Origin of the sequence: Streptomyces bohaiensis (assembly GCF_012033785.1) — a bacterium.
Lineage (GTDB): Bacteria > Actinomycetota > Actinomycetes > Streptomycetales > Streptomycetaceae > Streptomyces > Streptomyces bohaiensis.
Window position 1 is genome coordinate 1 of sequence record NZ_JAAVJC010000353.1, and the last position, 4226, is coordinate 4226.

Below are 4226 nucleotides of genomic sequence, written 5' to 3' on the forward strand. Positions count from 1 at the left end.
CCCCGGGGCGTTCGCGCCGGGGGCGCGGGACGGTGGGTCAGGCCGCCTTGGGGAGCTTGCCGACGAGGGCGGTCAGCTCGGCCAGCTCGGCCTCGGTGAGGTCGGTCAGCGGCGGGCGGACCGGGCCGGCGGTGCGCCCGACGGCGGTCAGGCCGGCCTTGACGATGCTGACGGCGTAGCCGGCCTCGCGGTTGCGGATCTCCGTGTAGGGCAGCACGAACTCCCGCAGGTGGCTCAGGACGGTGTCGTGGCGACGCTCGCGGACGGCGGTGTAGAAGTCGAGTGCGAACTCCGGCAGGAAGTTGAAGATCGCCGAGGAGTAGGTGGTGACACCCAGCTCCAGGTAGGGCAGGGCGAACATCTCGGCGGTCGGCAGCCCGCCGATGTAGGTGAAGCGCTCACCGAGGCGGGCGTAGATGCGGGTCATCGCCTCGATGTCGCCGCGGCCGTCCTTGTACCCGACCAGGTTGGGGCAGCTCTCCGCCAGTCGCTCCAGCGTCTGCGGCGCGTAGACCGCGTTGGCGCGGGAGTAGACGACGACGCCCAGCCGGGTCGCCTTGCAGACGGCCTCGACGTGGTCGGCCAGGCCGTCCTGCCCGGCCTCGGTGAGATAGGGCGGGAAGAGCAGGATGCCGTCGGCGCCGGCGCGCTCGGCGGCCTGCGCGAGCTCGATCGCCGTGCGGGTGCCGTAGCCGGCCGGCGCGAGGATCGGGGTGCCCTCCGGGGCGGCGTCGACGGCGGCGGCGGTGACCTGCTCGACCTCGGCGGGGGTGAGCGAGAAGAACTCGCCGGTGCCGCCGGCGGCGAACAGCCCGCCGACCTCGTACTGGCCGAGGTGGGCGACGTGCTCCCGGTAGGCGGCCTCGTCGAAGCTGAGGTCCTCACGGAAGTGGGTGACGGGGAAGGAGAGCAGGCCGGAGCCGATGCGGCGGGCGAGCTCGTCGGGGGCCAGGGTCATGGCGGGTGCTCCTTGGACGTCGGAAGGACGATGCGGGTACGGAACGATGCGGGTACGGGCAGGGGTGAGGCCGTCCGGGGCGGGCGGCCGGGCGGTTCCGGCAGGTCAGCGGCGGACGCCGACCTCGTGGGTCTCGGTGGTCCAGGCGCGCGCCTGGTCGGTGAGGGTGACGCCGAGCCCCGGGCGGGACGGGACCCACATGCGGCCGTCGCGGGTCTCCAGCCGCTCGTTGAACAGCGGCTCCAGCCAGTCGAAGTGCTCGACCCAGGGCTCGCTGGAGTAGGCGGCGGCCAGGTGCAGGTGGATCTCCATGGCGAAGTGCGGCGCCAGTTGGAGGTTGTGGTGCTCGGCGAGGGTGGCCAGCTTAAGGAACTGGGTGATGCCGCCGATGCGGGGTGCGTCGGGCTGGATGATGTCCGCGGCGTCGTGGCGGATCAGCTCGTAGTGCTCGGCGACGCTGGCGAGCATCTCGCCGGTGGCGACGGGGGTGTCCAGGGAGGCGGCGAGCGCCGCGTGGCCCCGGGCGTCGTACGCGTCCAGCGGTTCCTCGATCCAGACGAGCCCGAACTCCTCCAGGGCGCGGCCCATGCGCTGGGCGGTGGGCCGGTCCCACTGCTGGTTGGCGTCGACCATCAGCGGCGCGGTGTCGCCGATGTGCTCGCGGACGGCGCTCACCCGGGCGAGGTCGACGCCGGCCTCCGGGTGGCCGACCTTGATCTTGATGCCGCCGATCCCGTTCTCCAGGGTGGCGGTGGCGTTCTCCAGCACCTCCTCGACGGGGGTGTGGAGGAAGCCGCCGGAGGTGTTGTAGCAGCGGACCGAGTCGCGGTGGGCGCCGAGCAGCTTGGCGAGCGGCAGCCCGGCCCGCTTGGCCTTCAGGTCCCACAGCGCGATGTCGAAGGCGGCGACGGCCTGGGTGGCAAGGCCGCTGCGCCCCACGGACGCCCCGGCCCAGACCAGCTTGGTCCACAGCTTGCCGATGTCGCTGGGGTCCTCCCCCACCAGCACCGGGGCGATCTCCCGGGCGTGGGCGAACTGGCCGGGGCCGCCGGCCCGCTTGGAGTAGCTGAAGCCGATGCCCTCGTGGCCCTGCTCGGTGCCGAGCTCCACGAAGAGGAAGGCGACCTCGGTCATGGGCTTCTGACGGCCGGTGAAGACCTTGGCGTCGCTGATGGGTGTGGCCAGCGGCAGCTGGACCGAGGAGAGCTTGATCCAGGCGATGCGATCGAGGGTCGCCTCGCCTGCGACCTGGGCGGCGTTGGTGGGCGTGAGCGTCATGGTCACCACTTCGGTCCGTGAGGTGGCGTGCGGCTCCGACTGTTCGGCGACCTCCCGACCGGCGGCGCCGTACGCCGCCGGGTTCGGGGGGCCGGCCGCGGGACGGGGCTCGCCGCGGGGCTTGCCCTCGAACCTAGGACCGGGTGATGATCCACGTCCAACATTGTTTTTGCATGCCGTGATACCTGCCTGGCATGACAGCCCGCCCCGGGAGGTCCTCGTGTTCACCTTGGCGCAGCTCACGGGGTTCGTCGCCGTCGCGGAGGAACTGCACTTCACGCGGGCGGCGGAGCGGTTGCGCATGACGCAGCCGCCGCTGAGCCGCCAGATCCAGCAGCTGGAGCAGAGCCTGGGCGTGCGGCTGCTGGAGCGCACCAACCGGTCGGTGCGGCTGACCCCGGCGGGCCGGGCGTTCCTGAACGAGGCCCGCCGCCTCCTGCGGCAGGCGGAGCAGGCCACCGTGGCGGTGCGGCAGGTCGCCACCGGCGAGGGCGGGCGGATCGGTGTCGGCTTCACGGCGGCCGCCGCCCACGCCGGTCTCGGTGACCTGCTCTCCGTGGCGCGGCGCGTGATGCCGGAGGCCGAGGTGGTGCTCCGCGAGCTGGTGACCCGCGACCAGGTGGAGGCGCTGGCGGAGGGGTCCCTGGATCTGGGGATGGTCCGGCCGACCGCCGTCGGGCCCGACCTGCGCAGCCGGCCCGCGTCGCGGGAGGCGCTGCTGGCGGCGGTGCCGCTGGGCCACCCGCTGGCCGCGGGCGAGGGGCCACTGGTCCCGGCCGACTTCCACGGCCAGGAGTTCCTGATGTACTCGCCGGTGGAGGCGCGGTACTTCCACGAGCTGCTGATCAGCCTCTTCCGGGCGGACCGCGTCGCGCCCGTCTTCACCCAGTACCTGAGCCAGGTGCACAGCATCCTTGCCCTGGTGGACGCCGGGTGGGGAGTGGCGCTGGTGCCCGAGTCGGCGCGGCGGATGCGGTTCGCCGGGGTGCGGTTCCTGCCGGTCGAGCTGCCGGACCCGGAGCCGGTGGAGCTGGCACTGGTGTGGCGGGCGGCCAACGACAACCCGGCGCTGCACGCACTGCTCCGCGGGCTGTGACGCCGGGCCGGTCAGTCGGTCAGCGCAGCATTCCCGCCGGTGTCCGCCACGCCGGCCGCCTCTGCCGCGTCCTGGGCCGCGCACAGCCAGAAGTCGATGCCGTCCCGCCGGAACAGCGGAGCGACGAGGAGGACCGCGAGGTGCGCGCCGACGAGGGTGGCGGCCACGGCGGGCACCGAGGCGAAGAGCCCGCCGGCGCTGGTGACGACCAGCAGGCACAGCCCGAGGCAGAGCAGGCCGGCGGCCCACAGCGCGGTCCGCAGCCGCCGGAGGCGGCGTCGTGGGCGGCGGTCGGTCATCTCTCCTCCTGATGCGGCGTGCCGTGCGCGGTCCGCGCCGCCGACACCGGAGGGGACGCGCGGGCCGGGCTGCCCGGTTCCCCCGGGCAGGCCGACGGCCCGGACCCGCGGCGGGCGTTGCCGCGGGGCCGGGCCGTCGCGCGTGGGGTCAGCGCTTCCAGTTGATGAAGCCCGCGCCCTTGTTCTCGTACTCGAACGCGGTGATCTCGGTGATGCCCCAGGGGCCACCGATGTTCTTGTAGGTGAAGCCCTCGAGCTCGGTTTCGTAGGCGTAGCCGGCCTTGAGGTGACCGTGGTCACCGGCGAACGCGGTACCGGCGGAGCCGGCGAGCGCGGCGACGGCGAAGGTGCCTGCGACGACTGCGGAGCGAATGCGCATGGAAGACCTCCAAGGTGTACGGAAAGGTACGAGGCCAACACTTCCCGTGACGAAGGTCACTCGCAACCTCCTCCCGCGCAAGGCCACCCGAACGGACGGCACCGCCTGCGCGGTTCGGCGCAACGGCGGTGGCGCGAGGGGCGGCGCGAGGGGGCACGTCCCGCGCCTTGACGGGCAGCAGGACGCCGGCCGCCCGCACCCTTCGGGGTGCGGGCG

At 73.4% G+C, this 4226-nt stretch carries 5 protein-coding genes; 1 reads left to right on the forward strand and 4 read right to left on the reverse strand.

Going from position 1 to position 4226, the window contains the following annotated elements; genetic code table 11:
- Window positions 1-37: 37 nt before the first annotated feature.
- The gene (kdgD, locus tag HCN52_RS22425; RefSeq protein ID WP_168090259.1) at window positions 38-958 is read right to left on the reverse strand and encodes a 5-dehydro-4-deoxyglucarate dehydratase; all 921 of its coding nucleotides are present in this window, start codon (window positions 956-958) and stop codon (window positions 38-40) included.
- A 105-nt stretch (window positions 959-1063) separates the two neighbouring features.
- Window positions 1064-2236, reverse strand: a complete 1173-nt coding sequence (locus HCN52_RS22430; protein WP_168090260.1) for an L-talarate/galactarate dehydratase — start codon at window positions 2234-2236, stop codon at window positions 1064-1066.
- A 220-nt stretch (window positions 2237-2456) separates the two neighbouring features.
- On the opposite strand from HCN52_RS22430, the gene HCN52_RS22435 reads away from it, so the two are divergent.
- Window positions 2457-3332, forward strand: a complete 876-nt coding sequence (locus tag HCN52_RS22435) for a LysR substrate-binding domain-containing protein (RefSeq protein ID WP_168090261.1) — start codon at window positions 2457-2459, stop codon at window positions 3330-3332.
- Window positions 3333-3343: 11 nt separating this feature from the next.
- On the opposite strand, the gene HCN52_RS22440 is transcribed toward HCN52_RS22435, so the two are convergent.
- Both HCN52_RS22440 and HCN52_RS22445 read right to left on the reverse strand, forming a co-directional pair.
- Window positions 3344-3631 (reverse strand): hypothetical protein, encoded by a 288-nt coding sequence (locus HCN52_RS22440; protein ID WP_168090262.1) that lies wholly within the window; start codon window positions 3629-3631, stop codon window positions 3344-3346.
- Between the two features lie 148 nt (window positions 3632-3779).
- Window positions 3780-4010 (reverse strand): hypothetical protein, encoded by a 231-nt coding sequence (locus HCN52_RS22445; protein WP_168090263.1) that lies wholly within the window; start codon window positions 4008-4010, stop codon window positions 3780-3782.
- Window positions 4011-4226: the final 216 nt, after the last annotated feature.

What these genes read in the sequence shown, in the direction of transcription:
- kdgD (WP_168090259.1), bottom strand. Translation starts at nt 958, where the DNA reads ATGACCCTGGCCCCCGACGAGCTCGCCCGCCGCATCGGCTCCGGCCTG.
- HCN52_RS22430 (WP_168090260.1), bottom strand. Translation starts at nt 2,236, where the DNA reads ATGACGCTCACGCCCACCAACGCCGCCCAGGTCGCAGGCGAGGCGACC.
- HCN52_RS22440 (WP_168090262.1), bottom strand. Translation starts at nt 3,631, where the DNA reads ATGACCGACCGCCGCCCACGACGCCGCCTCCGGCGGCTGCGGACCGCG.
- HCN52_RS22445 (WP_168090263.1), bottom strand. Translation starts at nt 4,010, where the DNA reads ATGCGCATTCGCTCCGCAGTCGTCGCAGGCACCTTCGCCGTCGCCGCG.